The sequence below is a fragment of the Mycobacterium kiyosense genome (assembly GCA_021654635.1).
Classification (GTDB): Bacteria; Actinomycetota; Actinomycetes; order Mycobacteriales; family Mycobacteriaceae; genus Mycobacterium; species Mycobacterium kiyosense.
The window spans coordinates 3310226-3333759 of the sequence record AP025179.1; the positions used below are offsets into that span (position 1 = coordinate 3310226).

At 68.3% G+C, this 23534-nt stretch carries 16 protein-coding genes and 3 pseudogenes; 8 read left to right on the forward strand and 11 right to left on the reverse strand.

Annotation, left to right across the window (positions count from 1 at the left end; all coding sequences use genetic code 11):
* The first annotated feature begins 166 nt into the window (after window positions 1–166).
* Both L6444_RS15545 and L6444_RS15550 read left to right on the forward strand, forming a co-directional pair.
* Window positions 167–835 (forward strand): hypothetical protein, encoded by a 669-nt coding sequence (locus tag L6444_RS15545; protein ID WP_236975149.1) that lies wholly within the window; start codon window positions 167–169, stop codon window positions 833–835.
* Between the two features lie 180 nt (window positions 836–1015).
* The gene (locus L6444_RS15550) at window positions 1016–1891 is read left to right on the forward strand and encodes a hypothetical protein (RefSeq protein WP_236975151.1); all 876 of its coding nucleotides are present in this window, start codon (window positions 1016–1018) and stop codon (window positions 1889–1891) included.
* 218 nt (window positions 1892–2109) lie between these two features.
* Here L6444_RS15550 and L6444_RS15555 read toward each other — a convergent pair whose 3' ends face one another.
* The 7 genes and pseudogenes from L6444_RS15555 to L6444_RS15585 all read right to left on the reverse strand — a co-directional run bounded on the left by L6444_RS15555 (window position 2110) and on the right by L6444_RS15585 (window position 12151).
* Window positions 2110–3909, reverse strand: coding sequence for a PE family protein (locus L6444_RS15555; protein WP_236975160.1), 1800 nt, complete (start codon window positions 3907–3909; stop codon window positions 2110–2112).
* 103 nt (window positions 3910–4012) lie between these two features.
* Window positions 4013–4873, reverse strand: a complete 861-nt coding sequence (locus L6444_RS31145) for a hypothetical protein (protein WP_236984637.1) — start codon at window positions 4871–4873, stop codon at window positions 4013–4015.
* Window positions 4800–6581: a PE family protein gene (locus L6444_RS30650; RefSeq protein ID WP_459561241.1), complete on the reverse strand. Its 1782-nt coding sequence runs from the start codon at window positions 6579–6581 to the stop codon at window positions 4800–4802. The genes L6444_RS31145 and L6444_RS30650 overlap by 74 nt, the downstream gene beginning before the upstream one ends.
* Window positions 6582–6704: 123 nt before the next feature.
* Window positions 6705–9190: pseudogene (gene pheT / locus L6444_RS15570) on the reverse strand (phenylalanine--tRNA ligase subunit beta).
* Window positions 9190–10233, reverse strand: a complete 1044-nt coding sequence (gene pheS / locus L6444_RS15575) for a phenylalanine--tRNA ligase subunit alpha (RefSeq protein ID WP_236975168.1) — start codon at window positions 10231–10233, stop codon at window positions 9190–9192. Before pheS ends, pheT begins: the two are co-directional and overlap by 1 nt.
* A gap of 185 nt (window positions 10234–10418) precedes the next feature.
* Window positions 10419–11230 (reverse strand): annotated as a pseudogene (locus L6444_RS15580) (rhomboid-like protein).
* 9 nt (window positions 11231–11239) lie between these two features.
* The gene (locus L6444_RS15585; protein WP_236975170.1) at window positions 11240–12151 is read right to left on the reverse strand and encodes an adenylate/guanylate cyclase domain-containing protein; all 912 of its coding nucleotides are present in this window, start codon (window positions 12149–12151) and stop codon (window positions 11240–11242) included.
* Window positions 12152–12357: 206 nt separating this feature from the next.
* Here L6444_RS15585 and L6444_RS15590 point away from each other — a divergent pair, with 206 nt between their 5' ends.
* Complete coding sequence (locus tag L6444_RS15590) at window positions 12358–13404, forward strand: oxygenase MpaB family protein (protein ID WP_236975173.1); 1047 nt, start codon at window positions 12358–12360, stop codon at window positions 13402–13404.
* 5 nt (window positions 13405–13409) lie between these two features.
* Here L6444_RS15590 and L6444_RS15595 read toward each other — a convergent pair whose 3' ends face one another.
* The 4 genes from L6444_RS15595 to infC all read right to left on the reverse strand — a co-directional run bounded on the left by L6444_RS15595 (window position 13410) and on the right by infC (window position 15532).
* Complete coding sequence (locus L6444_RS15595; protein WP_236975175.1) at window positions 13410–14210, reverse strand: TrmH family RNA methyltransferase; 801 nt, start codon at window positions 14208–14210, stop codon at window positions 13410–13412.
* A 17-nt stretch (window positions 14211–14227) separates the two neighbouring features.
* Window positions 14228–14617 (reverse strand): 50S ribosomal protein L20, encoded by a 390-nt coding sequence (gene rplT, locus L6444_RS15600; RefSeq protein ID WP_236975177.1) that lies wholly within the window; start codon window positions 14615–14617, stop codon window positions 14228–14230.
* Between the two features lie 79 nt (window positions 14618–14696).
* Window positions 14697–14891 carry a 50S ribosomal protein L35 gene (gene rpmI, locus L6444_RS15605; protein ID WP_236975179.1) on the reverse strand — a complete coding sequence of 65 codons (195 nt, stop codon included), beginning with the start codon at window positions 14889–14891 and terminating at the stop codon, window positions 14697–14699.
* Between the two features lie 53 nt (window positions 14892–14944).
* A complete protein-coding gene (gene infC, locus L6444_RS15610) occupies window positions 14945–15532 on the reverse strand; it encodes a translation initiation factor IF-3 (RefSeq protein ID WP_236984166.1) in 588 nt (195 codons plus the stop codon).
* A gap of 371 nt (window positions 15533–15903) precedes the next feature.
* Here infC and lysX point away from each other — a divergent pair, with 371 nt between their 5' ends.
* The 5 genes and pseudogenes from lysX (at window position 15904) to L6444_RS15635 (ending at window position 23514) form a co-directional block, all read left to right on the forward strand.
* Window positions 15904–19239, forward strand: coding sequence for a bifunctional lysylphosphatidylglycerol synthetase/lysine--tRNA ligase LysX (gene lysX, locus L6444_RS15615; RefSeq protein WP_255730576.1), 3336 nt, complete (start codon window positions 15904–15906; stop codon window positions 19237–19239).
* A 109-nt stretch (window positions 19240–19348) separates the two neighbouring features.
* Complete coding sequence (locus L6444_RS15620; RefSeq protein ID WP_236975181.1) at window positions 19349–19585, forward strand: hypothetical protein; 237 nt, start codon at window positions 19349–19351, stop codon at window positions 19583–19585.
* Window positions 19578–21371 (forward strand): serine/threonine-protein kinase PknH/PknJ, encoded by a 1794-nt coding sequence (locus L6444_RS15625; protein ID WP_236975183.1) that lies wholly within the window; start codon window positions 19578–19580, stop codon window positions 21369–21371. The genes L6444_RS15620 and L6444_RS15625 overlap by 8 nt, the downstream gene beginning before the upstream one ends.
* Before the next feature lie 20 nt (window positions 21372–21391).
* Window positions 21392–22586, forward strand: a pseudogene (locus tag L6444_RS15630) (winged helix DNA-binding domain-containing protein).
* A gap of 34 nt (window positions 22587–22620) precedes the next feature.
* On the forward strand, window positions 22621–23514 hold the full coding sequence (locus L6444_RS15635; protein ID WP_236975185.1) for a DMT family transporter: 894 nt from the start codon (window positions 22621–22623) through the stop codon (window positions 23512–23514).
* Window positions 23515–23534 lie beyond the last annotated feature (20 nt).

Here is a 23534-nt window from a genome sequence, read left to right on the forward strand (position 1 = left end):
ACCTCGGCACCAACCTGGCAGCCCAACTACCGTCATTGACGTTGCCGCCGTTCACCTTCCCGACCCTGCCCCCTTCACCCTGCCACCGTTCAGCCTGCCCAACATCGGTGGGGCGATCAACGCCGGTATCAGCGGGCTGGTCAACCTGGCAGCGCGGCTGCCGTCATTGACGTTGCCGCCGTTCACCTTCCCGACCCTGCCCCCGTTCACCCTGCCGCCGTTCACCCTGCCCAACATCGGCGGGGCCATCACCGGCGGCATCAACACCCTGATCAACCTGGCGGCGCAGCTGCCGTCATTGACGTTGCCGCCGTTCACCTTCCCGAGCCTGCCCCCGTTCACCCTGCCGCCGTTCACCCTGCCCAACATCGGCGGGGCCATCAACGCCGGTATCAGCGGGCTGGTCAACCTGGGCGCCAACCTGGCAGCGCAGCTGCCGTCATTGACGTTGCCGCCGTTCACCTTCCCGACCCTGCCCCCGTTCACCCTGCCGCCGTTCACCCTGCCCAACATCGGCGGGGCCATCACCGGCGGTATCAACACCCTGATCAACCTCGGCGCCAACCTGGCAGCCCAACTACCGTCATTGACGTTGCCGCCGTTCACCTTCCCGAGCCTGCCCCCGTTCACCCTGCCACCGTTCACCCTGCCCAACATCGGTGGAGCGATCAACGCCGGTATCAGCGGGCTGGTCAACCTGGGCGCCAACCTGGCAGCGCAGCTGCCGTCATTGACGTTGCCGCCGTTCACCTTCCCGACCCTGCCCCCTTCACCCTGCCGCCGTTCACCCTGCCCAACATCGGTGGGGCCATCACCGGCGGTATCAACACCTTGATCAACCTCGGCGCCAACCTGGCAGCCCAACTACCGTCATTGACGTTGCCGCCGTTCACCTTCCCGACCCTGCCCCCTTCACCCTGCCCCCTTCACCCTGCCCACGCTGCCAAACCTGCCGGAACTGTCGGCTGCACTGAACGCAGCGTTGTCGGGAAGCCTGGGCGTAGGGCTGAATGGATTGTCTGCAGCGTTCAATGGCGCCATCTCCACCGGACTCAACGGACTCAGCATCGCCATCAATGGCGGGTTGCCAGCCATCACCGGTGTCTTCAGTGGCGGCTTGAACGGCCTCATCACCGCCGGTCAGACCCTGGCGGGCACCCTGAGCGCGGGTCTGCCCGCCCTCAACGCGGCATTCAACAACGCCCTGTCGAGCAGCTTCGGCGCCGGACTCAACGGGCTCACGACCATCTCCGCAGCCTTGAATGGAGCCTTTGGGACAGGCCTGAGCAGCCTGAACGCCGCCATCAACACAGCATTTAGCGCCGGGCTTCCGGCTTTGAATGCGGCCATCACTGGCGGCCTTTCGAACTTCAGCGCGATGATCAACGCCAGCCTCGCCGGCCTGAACGCTTCGTTGACCGCCAACATCAGCGCGAACATCGGTGCGGCGCTGTCGGGATCGATCAACGGTGCCGTCTCAGCTCTGGTGGACGCCGGCCAGGCGCTCTCTGCCACCTTCGGTTCCGGGTTGACCGGTCTGGCACAGGTTGGCGCAGGTCTGACCAACAACCTGCTTGCCGCACTGAGCGGCACCGGCCAGACCGGGATGGCGCTGGCCAACATCTGGGCGAACGCCGTCGCCCAGGTCAGCAACGTGGTGGGCGGTGCGCTGAATGCCAGCATCGGTGCAGGACTGTCGGGATTCGGCCAGACCGGTGGGGTGTTGGGAGCCACCCTCGCAGGTGCCCTCACCGGTCTCACCCAAACTGGCGGTTCCATCCTGACAGCGCTGAACCACACCGCCCTCGACCTCGCTGTTTCGCTCAGCAACGCCTTGCTCAACCTCCAACTGGCGCTGCAGGCCAGCATCGGCGTTTCCGTCGGGACGTAGCAACAAGATCCCCAGCGGCGCGGCACCGGAAGTCTGGTCGGTCTAACCACCGCGGACTTCTGGTGCCGTGGCCGTCCCCGCAAACCTCAGGCCGCGGGATCCGCGAATTCGTTTGTGGCGCAGCAACAATGGCTAGGCACATCAACGGCTAGGCACTGCTCGACCAACGGGTGCCGCCAAGCAGCGCGGCACCACCCGTCTGGATAGGGCAGATCTACTCAGTTAGCGATCGAGTCGGCGAGTGTGCGGAATCCGGTGTTGGCCAACAGTTGGAACAGCCCGCCGAACTTCGTCCCGCCCAAGGTCAGGTTGATCGGGATAGAGATCCCAAGCACGGATATCGGCACCGTCGCCGTGATGGCATGCGGCGGGACAAGGAGGCCGTTGAAGGGCAAGTGCGCGACGACCGGAATGTTGATGGGCCCGGTGAGGGTACTGAGGATAGGAACATCGAACGTGACGGGCAGCGGTACATCCACAATTGCCTCGCCGTTGAGTAGACCGTTCAACACATATGCCGGCGCGTCGACCAGTCCGCCAGCCACCTGGACGGGGTTTCCGGTCGCGATGCCTCCCCCGATCACCGTTCCGGCGGTGGCGAGCCCGTTGAGTCCGGCAACCGGCGCCCCCGCGACGCCGAACAGGAGTGAGAGCGGCAAGCCGAAGTTCGCGCCCAGCACCAGTGCCGGGGGGTTGACTGTTCCGCTGATTGTTGTCGAGACGCTCGTATCCGCCAGCGCGGTAAAGAATCTGCCCAGGTTGTTGGTCATCTGGGCGGGCACGGAATGAGCCGGCATCAAGGTGCTGAGGCCGCTCAGGTTCTGGCCGGGCAGGCTGATCACCGGGAAGAGGTCTCCCACCGGGCCCACCAGCTTGATGTCGGCCAGATTATGGGTGTCGAATCCACTCAGGAAGACGTTGAGCACCGCCGACGTCCCATCGGTGACCGCGAGATGGTATTGGCCGGTAGCCAGATCCTGGTTGACTTTCGCCCAGTCCGACGGGAAATGAGCCAGGTTGGCCGACAAATCCCGATTGAAAGCCGAGAATGACGTGCTGAGCGTCTGCCAGTTCCCCGCCGTGCCGCTGAGCGTGCCATTGACGGCAGTCTGCACCGCCAAGGCCGGGCCGCCCGACATCAGGTACGCCAAGCTCGCCTGCCCCACGAGGGCAGGATGCTGTGCGACGTAGGCCAATTCGGCGCCGATCTGCATCGCGTAGCCCTGCTGGTTGGCGACGATCTGGCGCAGCAGCGGGAACGGGTCGGCGGCAAACGCGGCATTTAGCGCGGCCAGATTGTTGCCGGTGTTGATGAACAGCTGCTGCCACGCCCCGCCAACGGCGGGGGCCGTGGTCACTACACCGGTGGTCGGGAAGAGTCCCGGGAACAGCAGGGAGCCCAGCCCCTGTAATTGGCCGGTGAGGAACTGTCCGCCGGTGCCGCCGATCAGTGCGGAGATACCGGCGCCGAATTGCTGCCCGGCCGAGTTCAATATGGATCCGAACGGCCCGTTACCGACCAGCGACGTCAGCACGCCGTTGCCGCCGATGAGCGGGCCCAGCAGACCGCCGGTGCCACCGAAGAGGATCGGGTCCAGCAGCCCGCCGGAGCCGCCGAGCAGGCCGCCCAGGCCGGTGCCGCTGGTGCTGGTTCCACCTCCGAGAATGCTGCCGAGTAATCCGCCGAGTGGATCGGTCGCGGCTGCTGCGGCCGATGTGTCCAGCAGCTGCTTCTCAGCGTTGGCTATCTCAGCTCCGATATACGCCGCCGCGCTGGTACTCAGAACACGGACGAACTCGGCGTGAAATGCCGCGGCCTGGGCGTTGGCCTGCTGAAATTCTGCTCCCAGCGTGCCGAAGAGCCGCGCCACCGCCGCGGAGACTTCGTCGGAGGCAGCGACCGCGATCTGCGTCGTCGGTGCCGACGCTGCCGCCGCCGTCTCACCTATTGAGGCACCGATATCAGCCAGTTGACCCGTTGCCGTCGCTACCAGTCCCGGATCGATTACCAACGACACAGCCATCTCCCGTCGACGCCTGGCATTCGGGCGGGTGTTACCCCAATGACGTCGCGTTCAAACCCCGAATTTTCGTTCGGGCGGGAAGTGCCGGCGTGTGGCGCTACGAAATCGCAGCTGCGAGTTGCGCCGGTGCGTAACCCAGCAGCGCCGGGACGATGCCGCCGGTGGTCGTACCGCCGAGCACGATGGAGATCGGCGGCAGCGGAGACAGGTTCACGGTTGCGGTGAACGGCCGCAGCGGCGAGAGGATGCCGCCGACCGGAACACCGATGGTCGCCGGAGGCAATCCGGACAGCGACAACGCCAGCGGCAGCGTCACCTGACCGTTGAGGAAGGCGTCGGTGATGGCTGCCGGAGCGTCGACGAGTGAGGTCAAGGCCGCCGAGATGTTGCCCGCCTGAAGCGCGCCGATGAACGTCGTCGCGCTGCTGACCGTCGCCATCGTGCTGGTGAGCGGCGCTCCCAGGGCGTCGACGGCCAGCGCCAGCGGAAGACCGAATGTGATGCTGCCGCTGAGCGTCGCGGCATTGATCACCGCCGCGATATTGGTGTCCAACGCGGTGTTGATCACGTTCGTGACGTTCTGCGCGAAGTCGCCGGGGATGCTCAGTATGGGCAGCAGATCACCCAGGGTGCCGACCAGCTTGATGTTCGACAGATCGGAAGCGTTCAGACCGGTCACAAGGGTATTCAGCACCGCCCCGCCGACTGCGCGCAACGCACCGCTGGTATCTCCCGCCAGCAGATCCTGGAAGGCCACCTGCAAACTGAACGGGATTCCGGCCACGCCGATGGTGAAGTCGCGGGCCGCATTGGTGAGCGACGTCAGGGTCAGCCGCCCGTAGTCGTATTGGTTGGCCAGGATCTGCTGAAGGAACGGCGACGGGTCAGCGAGGTATGCCGTGCCGATGCTGCGCAGGTTGGCGACCGTGTTGTTGAGCAGGTCTTCGTACGGCTGCAAGATCGGGACGCTTGCGGCCAGGCCCGGCGCGGCGGCCGCCGCAGCGGGTAGCCCCAGCGCTCTGAACAAGCTGTGGCCCGGTTGGCCGGCAGCTCCGCTGACCCCGTTCGGTGCGCCGCCGGCGCCACCCACTCCGCCGTCTCCGCCGAAGACGACGGCGTTGCCGCCGTTGCCGCCGGCGCCTCCGCCGCCACCGATGCCCGCCCCGAGTCCGCCGGAGCCACCGACCCCACCCGCACCACCGGCACCGAACAATGCCGTGCCACCACCGGCGCCCCCGACACCGCCGGTACCACCGGCCAGGTTGGTGCGGGCGGTCGAGCCGCCGACACCCCGAGGCCGCCGTCTCCCCACTGCCGGCCAGCAAGCCGCCGGTACCGCCCGCGCCGCCCACGCCGCCGGTCCCACCTGGACCGCCCGTCAGGGTGCTGGAATTCGTGTTGTTTCCGCCGGTACCTCCCGTACCTCCAGTACCTCCGTTGCCGAACAAGCCAGCGTGGCCTCCGGCGCCTCCGGCGCCGCCGTTGCCCGCACTGGTCAAGGGCGTGTTATTGGCGCCATTACCGCCGATCCCACCGCCACCACCATTGCCGAACAACAGGCCGGCGCTGCCGCCGGCTCCGCCGACCCCACCCGTTTGACTGGACAGCAGGGAGGTCGAGCCCGCAGCGCCGGCTCCACCGGCGCCGCCGAAGCCCACCAATCCAACGTTGCCGCCGGCACCGCCACTTCCGCTGTTGGTGCCGCCCGCGTTCCCGCCGGCCCCGCCATTGCCGACGAAGGTGCTGCCGCCGCTGCCGCCTCCCGCCGCGCTGCTCGACCCGCCGTCGCCGCCGTGTCCGAAGAAGGCGTTTCCACCGGCACCGCCGGCAGCGGTAAGGCTGGACCCACCGGCACCACCGTTGCCAATGAAACCGCCGTCCGCACCCGCCAGCCCCGACCCGGCCCCGGCGCTACCGCCATTGCCGTAGAAAACCCCGGCGTGACCGGGGGTGCCGCCGGAGGGCCCGCTGCCCCCGCTGCCGCCGTCGCCGAACAGCACGGCGTTACCACCCGCGCCGCCCGCGCCGATGATCGTGCCGATGCCGCCGGCACCGCCCGCACCACCGGCGCCGAACAGCAACCCGCCCCTGCCACCGGCCCCACCGACGCCGACCGCGGTGAGCCCGTCCGTTCCGCCGGCCCCACCGACACCACCGTTACCGATCAATCCGGCGGCTCCGCCGTTGCCGCCGGCACCGCCGTTCGGCCCGCCAGTACCGCCGGCGCCTCCGTTGCCGTACAGCAGCCCGCCGGGCGCGCCGTTTCCGCCTGCCCCGGAACCCGTCCCGGCCGCGCCGTCGGCGCCGTTACCGATCAGCGGGCGGCCCAGCAACGACTGCGTGGGTGCATTGACCACGTCGAGCAGCGACTGCAGCGGTGATGCGGCCGCGGTCTCCGCGGCCGCATAGGACGCCGCCCCGGCGCTCAGAGTCTGGACGAATTGCGCGTGGAAAGCCGTCGCCTGCGCATTGAGAGCCTGGAACTGCTGGCCGTAGGTGCCGAACAACCGCGAGACCGCGGCCGACACGTCGTCGGCAGCGGCGGCCGCCACACCGGTAGTGGGGCCCGCTGCCGCGGCAGCGGCGTCCTCCAACACCGTGCGCAGGCCGGCCAGATTGGCGGCCGCTGATGTAACCAGATCGGGGGTGGCGACTAGGAAGGACATCAGCAGCTCCACTCGATCAATGTCGGAGGTCACCCGATGTGGCCGACGAGAAACGGAGCCTAGTGGCGACAAAAGGTTACGCGCGGGAAAACGTGCCATTTCCACAGCGATCCCGCAGCGTCGTCAGCCGCGCAGGAAGGCTCCGACCCGATCGGCCGCGCAGCGCACCGCGGCGTCGCGGGCCGCGCTCGCGTCGTCCTCGGTCAGGGTGCGGTCCGGCGCGCGGAAACGAAGGGCGAACGTCAGTGACTTTCGGTCGTCGCCGATCTGGGGCCCGACGAACACGTCGAACAATTGGATGTGCTCGAGCAGTGCCCCCGCGCCGTCACGAACGGCATCCAGGACCGACTGAGCGGGTACGTCGGCGGCCACCACCAGGCTGAGATCCTGGAATACCGCGGGGAACGGCGACACCCGCGGCGCCGGCAGTTGCCGGCCGGTCGGTATCGCATCCAGATCCAGCTCGACAGCGCAGGTGCCCTTGGGCAGGCCGGCGCGTTCGATGACGGCAGGATGCAGCTGGCCGGCATGACCGACCAGGGTGTCGCCGACCAGCACCTCGGCGCACCTACCCGGATGCCACGGCAGATGTTGGGCCGCCCGCAGCGTGACGTCGATTCCACTGGCGCGGGCGATAATGCGCACCGCCTCGAATGCGTCGGCCGCCTCGACGGCGCGCCCCGGGCCCCACGGCCCGCGCGGCTCACGCAGCCCGGCCAGCACCGCGGCGACATGTTGCGGCTGGCGCGGCAGCGACGCGTCCAACGCGGCGATCTCGGCATCGGTGGGCCGGCGATCGACCGCGATCAACTCGACGCCACGGGTCTGTTCGGTCGGCTGGACCACCTGGGCGATGGCGAACAGCGCGACATCGCCCAAACCTCGGGACACGTTGCGGCCCAATGCTTCCAGAAGCGCCGGGAGCAACGTGGTGGCCAGCGCCGGGCGGTCGGCCTCGAGCGGGTTGACCACTTTGGTGGTGGTGCGGCGAGCGTCGTCGGGCGGCAGCCCCCACAGGTCGAACACACCGGCCGGCAGAAACGGCGTCGGCAGGATCTCGACGTAGCCCGACAGGGCCAGCGACTTGCCGATCGCGCGGCGGCGCTGCTGGGTAGCCGTCAGGCCGCGTCCCGCGGGTGCGGCGGGCAGCACCGACGGTATGGCTTCCAGCCCCTCCAGCCGTAGCACTTCCTCGACGAGGTCGGCGACCTGCAGCAGGTCCGGGCGCCAGCTCGGTGGAGTCACGGTGAGGGTATCCCCGTCCTGGGCCACGCGGGCGCCGATCTGGGTGAGACGACGCGCGGTGGTGCCCGGCGGGTAGTCGACGCCCGCGACGCGGGCCGGCAGGTCGGCGGTCACCTGGATCGGCGGTGGTGACCAATCCGCCCGCAGCGGGTCGCCGCGCCAGTCGGTCAGGCTCGGCTCGGCAACTCCCCGGCGATGTCGACGAGCAGCCGTGCGCAGCGATCCAGGACGGCCACCGAGATGGCCGGGTCCACCGCGCGCTCGTACCGGCGCGCGGCCTCGCTGGGCAGGTGGAGCCGGCGCTGGGTGCGCGAGATCGCGGCCGGGTCCCAGACGGCGGCTTCCAGCAGGATCTCGGTGGAGTCCGCGCGCACCTCGGTGCTGGCCGCGCCCATGACGCCGCCGATGGCCGTGGTTGCGACGTCGTCGACGATCAGGACGTCGGCGGGTTCGAGTTTGCGTTCGACGTCGTCGAGGGTGATCACGGTCTCGCCGGGGCGGGCGAAGCGCACCGCGAAGCCTCCGGTGATGCGGGCCCGGTCGTGGGCGTGCATCGGATGGCCGAGCTCGATCATCACGTAGTTGGTGACGTCGACGGCCGGCGAGGTGGGACGGATGCCGGACAGCAGCAGTCGTCGCTGCAGCCACCACGGTGACACCGCCGCCGGATCGATCCCGACGACCGGGCGCAGCGCGAACCGGCGCACCTCCGTCGCCGGGTCGACGGTCAGCGGCCACGCTTCGCCTTCGACGGGCAGCGGCGGAACTTCGGCGGGGTCGACGAACTTCAGGTCGAAGGCGCAGGCGATTTCGCGGGCCAGCCCGCGCACCGACATCGCGTAGCCACGGTCGGGTGTGATGGCGAGGTGAAAGACGACGTCGTCCAGGCCCAGGACGACGGTCGCGTCCGCTCCTGGCTCGGCGGTGCCCGGCGGCAGCACCAGGATCCCGGAATGGTCGGCGCTCAAACCCAGTTCGGCCGCCGAACAGATCATGCCGTTGGAGTTGCGGCCGTAAGTCTTGCGTGCAGCGATCTTGAAGTCGCCGGGCAGCGTGGCCCCCGGAAGCGCCACGGCAACCAGGTCACCCACTTTGAAATTTGTTGCGCCACAAACGATTTCCTGCGGCTGGTCGGCACCGACGTCGACCAGGCAGGCGCGGATGGGTTTCTTGAATCCGCTGAGTTCCTCGATGTCGGTCACCCGGCCGACGGCCAAGGGCCCGTCGACCGGACCGAGCTCGATCACTTCTTCGATCTCGTGCCCGACCCGGACCAGCGCCTCTTGCAGCTCGGTTACGCTGACGTCCCAGTCCGGGGCGCCGGCGCGGACCACATCACGCAGCCAGCTGTACGGAACGCGCATCAGGCGCCCACCCCGAACGGCAGGGAGAAGCGGACGTCACCTTCCACCATGTCGCGCATGTCGGGAATGCCGTTGCGGAACTGCAGGGTTCGCTCCAACCCCATGCCGAAGGCGAAACCCGAGTACTCGTGGGGATCGATGCCGGCAGCCCGCAGCACGTTGGGATGCACCATGCCGCAGCCGCCCCATTCCACCCAGTCCGCGCCACCCTTCTTGCCTTCGAACCACACGTCGACCTCCGCCGACGGCTCGGTGAACGGAAAGAAGTGCGGGCGCATCCGGGTGCGGGCCTGGGCACCGAATTCGGCCCGTGCGAACGCATCGAGGGTGCCGCGCAGGTGCGCCATGGTGAGGCCACGGTCCACGGCCAGGCCTTCGACCTGGTGGAAGACGGGAGTGTGGGTGGCGTCGAGTTCGTCGGTGCGGAAGGTACGGCCGATCGAGATGATGTACACCGGCAGCTCCCGCTCGAGCAGGGTGCGCACCTGCACCGGCGAGGTGTGGGTGCGCAGCAGCTGCCGCGAATTCTCCGGAGCGATGTAGAACGTGTCCTGCTCGCTGCGGGCCGGATGGTCCGGCGGGAAGTTCAAGGCGTCGAAGTTGAACTGCTCGGTCTCGACCTCCGGACCCTCGGCCAACTCCCAGCCCATCGCAACGAACGTGTCGGCGACGTGCTCGGCCAGGATGGTGATCGGATGCCGCGCGCCGGTGGGCTGCCGAGTCGACGGCAACGTGACGTCGATGCGTTCGGCGACCAGCACCGCAGCGTCCCGCTCGGCGCGCAGCGTGGCCAGGCGTTCGTCGTAGCTGCGCTGGACCTCGCTGCGCGCGATGTTGACCCGCTTACCGGCGTCGGCGCGTTGGTCCTTGGGCAGGTTGCCCAGCGCTTGCCGGGCCAGTGCCAACGGGGAACGGTCGCCGAGATACTCGGTCTTGGTGTGCGCGAGCGCATCCAGGCTGTCGGCGCGCGCGATGGCCTGCCGGGCGGCCTCGACCGCTTTCGCCAGGGCTTCCGGCGACAGATCGACGGGTTGATCACCCACGCGGCGGCACTCTCCTTGCTGACGGGGCTGGTCGGCTGTTCCCGCCGCGAGGGGCCTCAGGTTAGCCCGCATCGCCGCCGGGTGGGTTCACGGCACGCTGTGACGCAAGTGCCGATCCTAGTCAAGGTGGCGCCGCCGCGGACCGCGGGGATGCGTGCCGCCGTCACATGGAGCTGTCGGGTGCGTTACCCGTTGACGCTCATCGCGGGCACCGGGCGCTCGCTGAGCTGGTCGCCGCCGGGATCGCGGGACCCGAACAGGCGTGCGGCCAGGTGCGCGACCACGGCCGCGAGCGCACCGACGACCGTTCCGGCCACCATCGACGCAGTGCTGTGCGCGAGGATCAGGAACCCGAACCCCGCCGAGTTCAGCAACATGAAGCAGCGCAGCGGGCGTCCAGTGGACCTGCGCACGGAAGCGAGTCGAGATCAGCACCCCCCAGCAGGACGGCCACCGCGTGACCTGCGTTGGTGAAGTCGCCCCCGACGACTGCGGCCGTCACGCTCAACGAAATCCACCAGGCGATCCACGCCGGTCGCCAGGGCCGCGGGATGGTGGCAGTCAACGCACCCAGGGCCGCCAGCGCGCCGTAGCTCATCCCGACGTCGCTGGCGCGGGTGATCGTCCACGGCATCCAGCCCATCTTCACCGCTAGGGCCAGCGCAGCGGCCACCACGAGCGTGGCCCCGATGTGACCCACCAGAAACGCCACGATCAGCCGCACCGTGCGCAGGTGCAGTTCGGCGAGCACCAGCAGACAGGTCAAAAACGGCATCCAGAACCACAGCGGACCCGCCTCGACCACAAACGCGCTACCGAGCAGCGTGTGCAGCCGGCCGTGCGACAGGTTGTGCAGATTGGTGCTGGCGTGCCTGATCAGCCGATCGTGGGCCTGCGGGCTCAGCATCAGCATGGTGATGCTGACACCGAATAACGTGGCCATGTAGGCCACGGTGAAGCGAACCCGGAACAGCCGGGCGAAAATCTCGGAAAACATCACCTTCCACTATGCATGGACATTTGTCTCATCCGTGTTATCGCCAGCTGTCAAGTGCCTACCAACCTTGAGGCGATATATCGCCAAGTCAGGTGGGATGCCGGTGAGTTTGCTGGAGAACATCGGCCTGCGCGCCCGCCGGGCGGTGACGCCCATCGCGTCCAGCTCGCTTTGCGGTATCAGATCAAGAGTCGGACTCGAGATCATGATCCCGCCTTTGGTGGCGCGTTCCATCACCCGCGCCGCGATGTTGACGTCGACGCCCAGCCAGTCCGAACCCAGCCGCTGCGGCCGTCCGGTGTGGATGCCGACCCGCATCCGAGGTGTATATCCTTGTACCTCAACGGATTTGATGGCTTCCTCGGCAGCGATGACGGCCTGGACCGCAACGGCAGGGCGCCGGAAGACCGCCATGATGCCATCGCCCGTGCGCTTGACGATGTGTCCGCCGGCATCCAGCAGCGGAGACTCGACGGCGCGCGCCACCTGCCGCAACAAGGCCAAGGCGGCCTCGTCGCCGGCCTGCAGTGACCACGAGGAGTAACCCACCAGATCGGTGAACACCAGCGTCACTTCGGGGTTTGCCGGTTTGCGCGAGACCGCCTCGGTCATCGCCTGCCACACCTGTAACACACCCAGGCTGACCTCGCGCGATGCCGCGTCGCGATCCCCGAGTAACCGGTGGGCGGCGCGGGCCGCGGCACGGGGACCACCCTCACCGGCCGTCGAGAGCGGATCGCCGAATTCGGGGTCGCCGGGCAGCAAGCGCCGGGCCCGCTTGACGAAGTTCACCACGCCTGGGCTGCGGTTGGTGTTGCGGAGCCACCTGGCCGGGGACCGCCGTCGAGGAGCGTCTTCGGCCACCGCCGTCGTGGTCTCGTCGGCTGAGCCGGACTTTGCTCCGTCGGGCGCGACCTCCACCCGGCCAGGGTATTTGGTCCGGACTGACCCGGGCAACGAGGGCTGCGCCACCCCGTGTGCGCTGACGCGACAAACATGCTGATCACGCGGTTACGGCGGCGCTGTGGAGAGTGGGTAACGACGGTGCGACGCGTATGCCGAAATCGTGGACAACGCACGTTGTCAACGCTTATCGTGATCGCAGTACAGGCGCTTTGGAGGCCGTCATGACAGTCACATCGGCAACGACGCCGGCTGACCCGCTCGGGCCCGACTCGCTGACGTGGAAGTACTTCGGAGATCTGCGCACCGGGATGATGGGCGTCTGGATCGGCGCGATCCAGAACATGTACCCGGAACTGGGCGCGGGTGTCGAAGAACACTCCATCCTGCTGCGCGAACCGCTGCAGCGAGTGGCCCGCTCGGTGTACCCGATCATGGGTGTGGTCTACGACGGCGACCGCGCCGCCCAGACCGGCCGGCAGATCAAGGGCTACCACTCCACCATCAAGGGAGTCGACGGCGAGGGCCGCCGCTATCACGCCCTGAACCCCGAGACCTTCTACTGGGCGCACGCGACGTTCTTCATGCTCGTCATCAAGGTGGCCGAATACTTCTGCGGCGGCCTGACCGAGGCCGAGAAGCGTCAGCTGTTCGACGAGCACGTGCAGTGGTACCGCATGTACGGGATGAGCATGCGTCCGGTGCCCAAATCGTGGGACGAATTCCAGGAGTACTGGGAGCGCGTGGGCCGAGACGAGTTGGAGATCAACCAGGCGACCCTGGACATCTTCAACATGCGCATTCCCAAGCCGAAGTTCGTGCTGATGCCCACTCCCGTCTGGGACCAGATCTTCAAGCCGCTGGTGGCCGGTCAGCGCTGGATCGCGGCCGGCCTGTTCGAGCCCGCCGTGCGAGAGAAAGCCGGGATGCACTGGACGCCGGGCGACGAGATCCTTTTGCGCGTGTTCGGCAAGATGGTCGAGCTGGCCTTCCTGGCCGTGCCCGACGAGATCCGGCTGCACCCCCGCGCGCTGGCCGCCTACCGCCGCGCCGAAGGACGGGTCCGCAGCGACGCGCCACTGGTCGAGGCACCCGCGTTCATGGCACCGCCGCGGGATCGGCGCGGCCTGCCCATGCATTACTTTCCGCCGCGCCCCCGGTCACCGCTGGACCCGGCCAAAGCGTTGATGGAGCGCGCGGGTTCGCTGGTGCACAACACCTTGTCAATTGCTGGGTTGCGACCGGCCCGGGGACGCAGCCGGGCGGCTTGAGGTTTTCAGCCGCGCGACCCCAGCCGCAACACACGCGAACTCTGATACAGGCAGATCGCCGCCGCGGCCGCAACATTGAGGCTCTCCGCTGCTCCGGCCATCGGGATACGCAGGCGGCGATCGGCCTGGACCGCGATTTCGGTGGGCAGCCCGTGGGATTCCGGCCCGAACAACCATGCCGTCGGGTCGCCCAGCAGCCCGTCGGCGTCATCCAGGGAGATCTCCCCGTCCACGGTGGTGGCCAGCAACTGCAGACCGGCCGCGCGCAGCCGGCCCAACGCGTCCGCGGCATCGTGGGCAACGATGACGGGAACCGCGAAGATGCTGCCGGCGGAGGCACGCAAGCACTTGCCGTTGTACGGGTCCACGCTGTGTCCGGCCAGCACCACCGCCGCGGCGCCCATGGCATCGGCGATCCGGATCAAGGTGCCGGCATTGCCGGGTTCACCGATTGCGACGGCGACGGCGATCAGCCTCGGCGAGCTGTCGAGCACCTCGTCGAGCGTGGTCTGCGGAATCTCACACACGGCCACCAGACCTGCCGGTGTGACGGTGTCCGACAACGACTTGGCGGCGCGCTCGGTCACCAGGTGCACCGGTGCGGCCTGTGCTGCCAGCAGCGCCTCGTGGCGGCGCGCGGCGTCTTCGGTGACGAAAACCTCACGAACCAGGCCGCGCGCCGCAGCCGCCTGCACCAGGTTGAATCCCTCGGCCAGGAACCGCCCGTCGCGGCGCCGGCCCACGTGACGGTGCAACTTGACCGCCGCGGCCACCCGGGCCGAACGTTCGGTGAGCGCGGCCTGCACAGCCCGCGACCAGCCGGTTAGGCAGCTTCTCCGGAGGGAGCGTTGACGTCCTGGGGCAGCGCGGCGCGGGCGACCTCGACGAGCGCGGTGAACGCCGCCGGATCACTGATCGCGATGTCGGCGAGGTTCTTGCGGTCGACCTCGACACCCGCGGCCTTGAGGCCCTGGATCAGCCGGTTGTAGGTGATGTCGTTGGCACGCGCGGCGGCGTTGATCCGCGAGATCCACAACTTGCGGAACTCTCCCTTGCGGGCACGACGGTCGCGGTAGGCGTAGTTCAGCGAATGCAGTTGCTGCTCTTTGGCTTTGCGGTAGAGCCGGGACCGCTGACCGCGGTAGCCCTTCGATGCCTTCAGGACGCTGCGCCGCTTCTTGTGGGCGTTGACCGCCCGCTTCACGCGTGCCATGGGTGTTCCTACTCTCGTTCAAACTTTGGTCGGGCTCTAACAGCCCGGAATCGGTCAAGGGGTGGGGTGCGAACGCCGGTCAGCCGTTGAGCAGCGACTTGACCCGCTTGGTGTCGTTGGCCGCGACGACCGTGCGACCGTCCAGCCGCCGGGTGCGCTTAGTGGCCTTGTGCTCGAGCAAGTGCCGGCGGTTTGCTTTCTGCCGGACGATCTTGCCGGTTCCGGTGCGCCGGAACCGCTTCGAGGCCCCGCTGTGAGTCTTGGCCTTGGGCATGTTCCCTCGATTTCTTCAGGTTCGTGGTTCTTGTTCTTGGTTCTTGCAGACGATCAGTTCGCCGACGGGTTGTCCTCAGGCGGCTTGGCCGCGGTCTCGCCCTCGTTCCGCGCCTTGGCGCGAGTCTTCGCGCCGCGGTGGGGTGCCAGCACCATCGTCATGTTGCGCCCGTCCTGCTTGGCCGACGTCTCGACGAACCCGTACTCGGCCACGTCGGAGCCCAGACGCTGCAACAATCGGTAACCCAGTTCGGGCCGCGACTGCTCGCGTCCGCGGAACATGATGGTGACCTTGACCTTGGAACCCGCTTCGAGGAAGCGGACCACGTGGCCCTTCTTCGTCTCGTAGTCGTGGTCGTCGATCTTGGGTCGCAGCTTCTGTTCCTTGACGACGGTCTGCTGCTGGTTCTTGCGCGATTCGCGCGCCTTCTGCGCCGCCTCGTACTTGTACTTGCCGTAGTCCATGATCTTGCAGACCGGCGGTCGGGCGTTGGGAGCAACTTCGACAAGGTCGAGATCGGCGTCCGCGGCTACGCGGAGTGCGTCTTCGATACGCACGATGCCGACCTGCTCTCCCCCGGGGCCGATCAATCGAACTTCAGGCACGCGAATGCGCTCGTTGACGCGGGTCTCAGTGCTGATGGGGCCTCCCTCGTTGGCTTGGGTTTCAGTGCGGTCCAGTCCTGGACAGCCGGAAACAGCGGTGGGGACACACCAACCATCAGCAAAAAAGCCCTGCAGAAGCAGGGCCCAATGCCGACCGATCACGGCTTGGACAGCTCCAGCCGCCTGCGTCAAGCGCAGACCAGGCACCGTAGATGCCTGTGACCGGACCGAATAGCCTGTACGGCTTCCGGTGGGAGTGGGACTCCACTTAACGTTCCCTGGCGTTCGCCGGGATGGTCGCAGCGGTAAGTCTAACAGCAATTACACTTCGGCTCGGCAACGCGCCCATTTGCGGACGGGCCGCAACACCAGGAATTTCGTAGATTTAGGGCATATCCTCGCCGTCTGTGACACTCATCAAGCCTCGCTCGGTGCGCCGGCCGTCATCCCGGTACCACTGGCTGCCCGCGGTGGCCGGCTGGACCGTCGGCGTCATCGCAACCGTGTCGCTGCTGGCCAGTCTGTCGCCGCTGATCCGCTGGCTCATCCACGAGCCGCGCGAATTCATCAACAGCTACCTGTTCAACTTCCCGGACACCAGCTTCGCCTGGTCGTTCGTGCTCGCGTTGCTGGCCGCGGCGCTCACCGCGCGCAAACGCATCGCCTGGGTGGTGCTGCTGGGCAACATGGTGGTCTCCGCGGGCATCAACGCCGCCGACATCGCCGCGGGCGGCAACACCCCCGCCGAGGCGTTCGGCGAGAACCTCGGCTTCGCTTTTCACATCGTGGCCACTGTCCTGCTGGTGCTGGGCTACCGGGAATTCTGGGCCAAGGTGCGCCGCGGCGCATTGTTCCGGGCGGCCGCGGTGCTGGTGGTCGGCGGGGCGATCGGAATCCTCGCGTCGTGGGCCCTGGTGGAGATGTTTCCCGGCACGCTGGCGCCCCAGGACCGGCTGCCCTACGTCGCCAACCGGGTGATCGGATTCGGCCTGATCGACTCCGACGTGTTCACCGGGCGCCCGCATGTCTTCCTGAACGCGATATTCGGACTGTTCGGCGCGTTCGCCCTGATCGCCGCCGCGATCGTGCTGTTTTTGTCCCAGCGCGCGGACAACGCACTGACCGGCGAGGACGAATCCGCGATCCGCGGGCTCGTCGAGCTGTACGGCAAGAACGACTCGCTGGCGTACTTCGCCACGCGGCGGGACAAGTCAGTGATCTTCGCCCCCAGCGGGCGCGCCGCCATCACCTACCGGGTGGAAGTCGGCGTCTGCCTGGCCAGCGGCGACCCCGTCGGTGACCCCAAAGCGTGGCCGCAGGCCATCGACGCGTGGCTGCAGCTGTGCCAGACATACGGCTGGGCGCCCGGCGTGATGGGCGCCAGTTCCCAAGGCGCCCAGGTGTTCCGCGAGGCCGGACTCAACGCTCTGGTGCTGGGCGACGAGGCCATTCTGCGGCCGGCCGAATACAAGCTGTCCGGGCCCGAGATGCGCGGCGTGCGTCAGGCGGTCACCCGGGCCCGGCGCGCGGGGTTGACGGTGCGCATCCGGCGGCACCGCGACATCTCCCCCGACGAGATGGCGAAAACCGTCGAGCGGGCGGACGCCTGGCGCGACACCGAAACCGAACGCGGCTTCTCGATGGCGCTGGGCCGGCTGGGCGATCCCGCCGACGCCGACTGCCTGCTGGTCGAGGCGGTCAACCCGGGCGGCGAGGTGGTTGCGATGCTGTCCCTGGTGCCCTGGGGCGCCACCGGCGTTTCGCTGGACCTGATGCGCCGATCACGGGAGTCACCCAACGGCACCATCGAGCTGATGGTCAGCGAGCTGACGCTGCACGCCGAAAGTCTGGGCATCAGCCGAATCTCGTTGAATTTCGCCGTTTTCCGCTCGGCATTCGAGCAGGGCGAGCAGCTCGGCGCGGGACCGGTAGCGCGGTTGTGGCGTGGCCTGCTGGTGTTCTTCTCGCGGTGGTGGCAGCTGGAAACCCTCTACCGCTCCAACGCCAAGTATCAACCCGAATGGGTGCCCCGTTACGCCTGCTACGAGGACGCCCGGATGATCCCGCGGGTCGGCGTCGCCTCGGTGATCGCCGAGGGCTTCCTAGTGCTGCCGTTCAGTCGGCGCGACAAGGTGCACACCGGTCATCACCCCGCCGTGCCGGAGCCGCTGGTGGCGACCGGCTTGTTGCACCCTGACGGCACCGCACCGGACGTCAGCGGACTGCAAGATGCCGAGATCCCCGAACACGACGAGTCGGGCCGCCGCCAGCCCGAGCAGGTGCGGGTGCGGCTGGCGAAGCTGAAGAAGCTGCGCGACAACGGCATTGACGCCTATCCGGTCGGCCAACCGCCCAGTCACACGGTGACCGAGGCACTGCAGGCCGCCGACGACGCCGATGTGGTGGTGTCCGGGCGCATTCTGCGGGTCCGCAACTACGGCGGCGTGCTGTTCGCCCAGCTGCGCGACTGGTCCGGGGAAATGCAAGTGCTACTGGACAATTCACGTTTGCGGCACGGCCGCGCCGCTGACTTCAACGCCGCGATCGACCTCGGTGACCTGGTGGAGACGACCGGGCACATGGGCTTCAGCGACAAGGGCACCCGATCGCTGATCGTGAGCGATTGGCGGTTGATCGGCAAGTGCCTGCGGCCGCTGCCGAACAAGTGGAAAGGGCTCACCGACCCCGAGGCCCGGGTGCGGACCCGCTATGTCGACCTGGCCGTCAACACCGAGTCCCGCGACCTGATCACCGCCCGCAGCGCCGTACTGCGGTCGATCCGGGAAACGTTGTTCGGCAAGGGATTCATCGAGGTCGAGACCCCGATGCTGCAGCAGGTGCACGGTGGGGCGACCGCCCGGCCGTTCGTGACCCACATCAACGCCTACTCCATGGACCTGTACCTGCGCATCGCCCCGGAGCTGTACCTCAAACGGCTCTGTGTGGGAGGCGTGGAGCGGGTTTTCGAGGTCGGCCGGGCCTTCCGCAACGAGGGCGTCGACTTCAGCCACAACCCCGAGTTCACCCTGCTGGAGGCATATCAGGCGCACGCCGACTACAAGGTGTGGATCGACGGCTGCCGCGAACTGATCCAGAACGCCGCCCAGGCCGCCAACGGCGCACAGACCGCGATGCGGCCCAGGACTCAGGATGATTCGGTTAGCCACAGCGGCCGTCTGGAACCGGTCGACATCTCCGGGGTCTGGCCGGTCAAGACCGTCCATGACGCGGTTTCCGAAGCCCTGGGCGAGCAGATCGATCCCGACACCGGCCTGGCCCGACTGCGTAAGCTGTCCGACGCCGCCCGCATCCCCTACCGCGCCTACTGGGACGCCGGCGCGGTGGTGCTGGAACTCTACGAGCACCTGGTCGAGGCGCGCACCGAACAGCCCACCTTCTACATCGACTTCCCCACCTCGGTGTCGCCGCTGACCAGGCCGCACCGCAGCAGGCGCGGCGTCGCCGAGCGCTGGGACCTGGTGGCGTGGGGCGTCGAACTGGGCACCGCCTACAGCGAACTCACCGATCCGGTGGAACAGCGGCGCCGTCTCGAGGAGCAGTCGCTGCTGGCCGCCGGCGGCGACCCGGAGGCCATGCAACTCGACGAGGACTTCCTGCAGGCGATGGAATACGCGATGCCGCCCACCGGCGGGCTGGGCATGGGCGTCGACCGGGTGGTGATGCTGATCACCGGGCGCAGCATCCGCGAGACGCTGCCCTTCCCGCTGGCCAAGCCGCACTGACCCCACGCGTGGCCGCGACACTTCCCGGCCGCCCGGGAGCTGACTTCGGTGCGTCGGCACCCGATGGTGCGTTATTTCGGCCGTCGGCAGCCCAAGTAACGTGACGAGCATGCCCGAACAGCCGAGCGCTCCTGTCCCCGACCCCGGCTATGACAGCGCCGGGGTGCCCACGTTCGATTCGGTGCGCGAGAAGATCGAATCGCGCTACGGCGCCGCACTGGGGGCCGAGGAACTGGCGGCGGAGACGACCGAAGGCCGGTCCGTCGAAGAGGATTACCAGCAGCGTCAGCGGGCGGCCGCCGAGCGCCTGGCGCAGATCCGGGAGTCGATGCACACCGATGAGTGACACGTCGCCAACCTCGCGGACCGGCCGTCAGTTCGGCCCGTACCGGCTGGGCCGACTGCTGGGCCGTGGTGGGATGGGTGAGGTCTACGAAGCCCACGACACGGTCAAGGACCGCACCGTCGCGCTGAAGTTGATGTCTCAGGAACTGAACTCCGACGACACCTTCCGGCGCCGCATGCAGCGCGAAGCGCACACCGCCGGGCGTCTGCAGGAACCCCACATCGTGCCGATCCACGACTTCGGGGAAATCGACGGCCAGTTGTACATCGACATGCGCTTCATAGAGGGCGAGGACCTCGGGTCGCTGCTGGCGCGCACCGGCGCGCTTCCCCCCCCGCGAGCCGTCGCGATCATCACCCAGGTGGCCGCCGCGCTGGACGCCGCCCACCGCGCCGGTGTCATCCACCGCGACATCAAGCCGGAGAACATCCTGATCACCGGTGATGACTTCGCCTACCTGGTCGACTTCGGCATCGCTGCGGCGGCAACGGACCAACAACTGACCAAAACCGGCACCGCGGTGGGCAGCTGGCGGTACATGGCGCCCGAGCGGTTCGCCGACGACGAGACCACCTACCGATCCGACATCTACGGGCTGGCGTGCGTGCTGTACGAGAGTCTCACCGGGTCACCGCCCTACCAGACGCAGAACTTGAGCGCACTGATGGCGGCGCACATGATGCAGCCCGTCCCGCGGCCCAGCCAGGCGCGCCACGATATCCCGGCGGCGTTCGACAGGGTGATCGACCGCGGCATGGCCAAGAATCCGGCGGACCGGTTCTCGACGGCCGGTGAGCTGGCCCGGGCAGCCAGAGAGGCGCTCAGCGCGCCCGACCGGGATCGGGCGGCCACCATCATCGAGCACACCCAGCATCCCGGCCCGCCGCCCCCGCCGCTCCCGGCGCCCAGCGGGCCGGTCACCCAACCGCACTGGACGCCACCGGTGTCGCATCCGACGTACGCGGCACCGCCGCCGCAGGGACCCGCGCACCCGGCGCCGCAGTGGCGGCCGGCCCCGGCACCACGCCGCAACCGGTGGTTGTTGCCGGCCGCGGCGCTGGTAGTGGTGGTGCTCCTGGCCGGCGCCGGCATCTGGTTGATCAGCGGCAGCCGCGGCGGCGGTGGACGAAACGAGGCAAGCAGCACCGCCACCTCGCCCGCCGCGGGCAGTGCGGCCGTCACCACCACCGCCGCGCCGTCGGCGGCGCCGCTGGTAACCGCGGCGCAACTCGGGTCGCTGCTGCTCACCGAGCAGGAGGTCAACACCAGCGTCGGGACTACCGGCATCCTTCTGGACCACAACGTCTCGGAGATGAAGGACCCGGGCCCGGAGAACTCGTTGTCCGACGAACGCTGCCTGGGCGCCCTCATCGGTTTCCAGACGCGGACGTATAAGAGCAGCGGCTACACCGGGATGTCGGCGCAGCTGTTGCAGAAGCCGAACGCCAATCCCGGCTATGTGGTGGTCCAGGGATCGGCGGTTTTCGCCTCCGCCCGGCAGGCGGCCGATTTCGTTGCCGCACAGGCGGAGTCGTGGCAGTACTGCGCCGGAAAGTCGGTGACCCAGGTCAACAGCGGCAAGACGTCGGAATGGACGTTCGGGCAACTCAGCGGCAACCCGCCCAATATTGCGCTGACCCGCACGCTGGCCGACAGCCCGGTGATCTGCCAGCACGTGCTGAGTGCGGTGTCCAACGTGGTGTTCGACGTCAACGTCTGCGCGCCCGGGGTCATCAACCAGGCTCGGCTGATCGCCAACAAGATGGCCACGAAACTACCCAAGTGACCCCCGGGAACCATTGAGCCGTGCGCAAATTCAGCATCGCGGAACGCCGAAACCGGCTGGCGCGCAGGCACTTCCTGTCGGCACGGGGTTCGGCGACCCGCGTCACCGCCGGACTGCTCGGCCTGCACGCCACCGACCCGGCCACGCCGTACCTGTCGCTGTGGGCCCGCTGCCCCGACTTCACCGTCGCCGACCTGGACCGGTTGCTCTACCAAAGACGTTCTGCCATAAAACATCTGGCGATGCGGCGGACATTGTGGCTGGTGAACACCGACGACTTTCCGCTGGTTCAGTCGGCGGCCAGCGCCGCCGTCGCCGACAACGAGCGGCGCCGCCTGATCGGCGACCTGCACAAGGCCGGCGTGACTGACGACGGCGACGGGTGGCTGAATCAGGCCGGCGCGGCCGTGCTGCGTCACCTCGGCGAGCACGGTCCGGCGAACACGTCCGAACTGCGGGCGGCACTGCCGGAGCTGGCCGGAACCTACGATCCCGCCCCCGGAAAACCTTGGGGCGGTTCAACTCCGGTGGCCCCCCCGGGTGTTGACCGTGCTGGCCGCAAGCGGTGCGGTGGTGCGCGGCCCCAACGACGGGTCCTGGACGACGTCACGACCACGGTGGGTGCCGGCCCGGGACTGGTTGGACCAGGCCGGCGCACCACCGCCCGAGGGTACGGCGCGCGCCGAACTGGTCCGGCGTTGGCTGCACACCTTCGGGCCGGCCAGTGTCACCGACATCAAGTGGTGGTTCGGCACCACTTTGACCGCCACCCGAGTGGCGCTGGCCGCGATCGGGGCGGTGGAAGTGGACATGCACGGCAATCCCGGTTACGCGCTGGCCGAAGACCTGGGCACCGAGGCCGACGCGCCGCCGTGGGCCGCGCTGCTCCCGGCGCTGGACCCCACCACGATGGGATGGTCGGAACGCGACTGGTATCTCGGCGAACATCGCGACCAGATTTTCGACCGCAACGGAAACGCCGGTCCCACCGCGTGGTGGAACGGGCAGGTGGTAGGCGGCTGGTGCCAGGAAACAGAGCCCGGCCAACCCGGGCGGGTCCGGCTGCAGTTGCTGGAAGACCCGGGCGCGGACGGGCGCCGCGCACTGCAGCAGCGGGCCGACGAGCTCACCGCCTGGCTGGACGGGGCGCGAATCAGCCCGCGCTTTCCTTCGCCGCTGTCCAAGTCCGGCCGCGGGCCGCTGGCACCGGCCTGAGTCAGGTACGAGCGCAAGGGGTATGTAGCGGGTCATGCATTGGCTGGGTACGCACCTTGCGGCAATCGGATCGGCGGCGGCGGCGTCGCTGTTTCTGGCTTTGGGCATTGTGGTGCGTCAGGCCGCTCTGCAGCGTCCGACCGTCAGCGACAAACCGCTACCGGCAGCCGCCGCGGCGGTGCTTCGCGACGGGCTGTGGTGGGCGGGGACGGCGTCGGCCGTAGCCGGCTACGCATTTCAGGCGCTCGCACTCGCCCACGGGTCGCTGATGCTGGTGCAACCGCTGCTGGTGTCCTCGCTGCTGTTCGTGCTGCCCATGAGTGCCTGGCGGACCGGCAAGCGGGTAACCGGGCCCGAGTGGGCGTGGGCGACGTTACTGACCGCCGCGCTGGCGGTTTTCGTACTGGTCGGGCGGCCGAGGGAAGGACACTATCGCCCCACGGCGCCGGCCTGGGCGCTCGCCTGCGCCGCGACGGTGCCGGTGGTGGTGCTGTGCGTGTGGGTGGCACGTCGCACCACGGGCAGGGTTCGTGCGACGTCCCTGGGGGTGGCGGTGGCCGTCGGACTCGGGATGATCGCCCTGCTGACCAAGACGTGTACACACCTGGTCGGGGTGGGCGGCTGGCCCGCCCTGCTCTCCGCTCCCGCGCCCTATCTGCTGGTAACGCTGGCCGTGGCCGTTACCGCGTTGCAGCAGTGGGCTTTCCAGGCGGGCGCCTTGCAGGCGTCGGTGCCGGTCATGCTGGTCGGCGAGCCGGTCGTGGCGGTGGCGCTGGGCGTCGTGGTGCTGGGCGAGCAGTTGACGGCCCACGGCGTCGGGGCGGTGATCCTGCCGGCCGCCATCGCGACGATGGCGGCAGCGACCGTCGCACTCGGTCGCGGCGAAGGCGCCCAGACCGAGGAAGCGGCTCTGCAGCGCGTGCACTGACACTGGGCGACAAAGACTTT